Annotated in this window: 2 protein-coding genes; one reads left to right on the top strand and one right to left on the bottom strand. The window is 70.3% G+C overall.

Annotated elements, in window-relative coordinates:
• The coding region (locus E1200_RS33170; RefSeq protein ID WP_243709057.1) for an SRPBCC family protein at positions 1-472 on the top strand (472 nt) is incomplete at its 5' end.
• Positions 473-700: 228 nt separating this feature from the next.
• Here the strand turns inward: E1200_RS33170 and holA are convergent.
• Positions 701-1654 carry a DNA polymerase III subunit delta gene (gene holA / locus E1200_RS33165; RefSeq protein ID WP_131956609.1) on the bottom strand — a complete coding sequence of 318 codons (954 nt, stop codon included), beginning with the start codon at positions 1652-1654 and terminating at the stop codon, positions 701-703.
• Positions 1655-1685 lie beyond the last annotated feature (31 nt).

Below are 1685 nucleotides of genomic sequence, written 5' to 3'. Positions count from 1 at the left end.
CCCCTGGTCACCGGCCTCCTGTCCGAGATCCGCACCGCACTGGGGAATGACGATGCACTTTGAAACCACCGTCGACATCGATGCCGCTCCCGAAACCGTCTGGAAGCTCCTGATCGACGTAGAACGCTGGCCGGACATGACCGCCTCCGTGAACCGCGTGGAACTCCTCGACGAGCCCATCGCCCTCTCCGCCCGGGCCCGCGTCCACCAGCCCAAACTTCCCGCCGCCATCTGGACGGTCACCGCCTTCGAGGAGAACAGGGCCTTCACCTGGGAGTCCCGCTCCCCCGGCGTGACCACCACGGCCGCCCACGAGCTGGCAACCACCCCCGACGGAACGGTCACCGTCCACCTGACCCTCGACCAGAAAGGCCCCCTGGCCCCCTTGTTCGCACTCCTAACGGGCCGCCTGACCCGCCGCTACGTGGCCATGGAAGCGACCGGCCTGAAGAACAAAGCGGAAACCCCTTAACCCTCACCACAGAGCCATCCCGCCCTCACGACACCGGGCAGCCCGAGCACGCCCCCACGCGAGAAGCCGGCACCCGGCCACGCCCACCGGCGATCTCGGCCCCGTGTTCTCCTGCACCCGTTGAAGGCGGTGGACGATGGTCCGGCGCGGGAGGCGAATCGGTGCTCAACCGGTGACGGCCACCTGGATACGCACCCCAGGCGGACGGCACGTAGCGCGAGCCGGTCGTCAGCCGCGGGCGGCGACTATTTCGGAGACGGTCTTCTCCAGTGCGTAGGCGGGGTCGGCCGAACCGCCCTTGACCTGTTCGTCGGCCTTGGCGACGGCCGTGAGGGCCTTTGCCACGCCATCCGCGGACCAGGCGCGCAGCTGCTTCTGCACGCGGTCGATCTTCCACGGCGGCATGCCGAGGTCCTTCGCCAGGGCGGCGCCGCGCGCGCCGCGCGGGGCGCCGCCGACCTTCGCCAGGCCCCGCACGCCCTGCGCGAGCGCGCTGACGATCAGGACCGGCGCCACACCCGTCGCGAGTGCCCAGCGGAGCTGCTCCAGTGCTTCGGCGAGCTGCCCCTCGATCGCCTTGTCCGCCACCGTGAAGCCGCTCACCTCGGCGCGGCCCCGGTAGTACCGCGCCACCGCGGCGTCGTCGATCCTGCCTCCGGTGTCGGCGACGAGCTGACTGCAGGCGGCCGCGAGTTCTCGCAGGTCGTTGCCGACGGCCTCGATCAGACCGCGCGCGCCGTCCGCCGAGATCTTCCCGCCCGCCCGGCGGACCTCGGACCGGACGAAGTCGACCCGCTCCCCCATCTTGGTGATCTTCGGGCATGCGATCTTGCGTGCCTTGAGCTTCGTCAGCCCGTCCACCAGTGCCTTGCCCTTGGCCCCGCCATGGTGGACGGCGACCAGCACGACATCGTCCGCGGGCAGCTTGGCGTAGGTGAGGACCTCGGCCGTGAGGTCCTTGCCGAGGTCCTGCGCCGCCCGAAGGACGAGCACCTTCCCGCCGCCGAACAACGAGGGCGACGTCAACTCCGCGATCCGCCCGGTCTCCAGCCCGCCCGGTCCGAGGTCGATCACCTCGGCTTCCGGGTCGTTCGCCCTAACGGAGGCGACGACCTCACCGATGGCCCGCTCCACGAGCAGTTCTTCGTCTCCGACGACCAGGATGATGGGCTCAACCGACACCCCAGCAGCATGCCACGCCCAACCCCCCACC

The sequence above is a fragment of the Actinomadura sp. GC306 genome (genome assembly GCF_004348665.1).
Lineage (GTDB): Bacteria > Actinomycetota > Actinomycetes > Streptosporangiales > Streptosporangiaceae > Spirillospora.
This window is presented reverse-complemented; position numbering and strand designations above follow the sequence as displayed.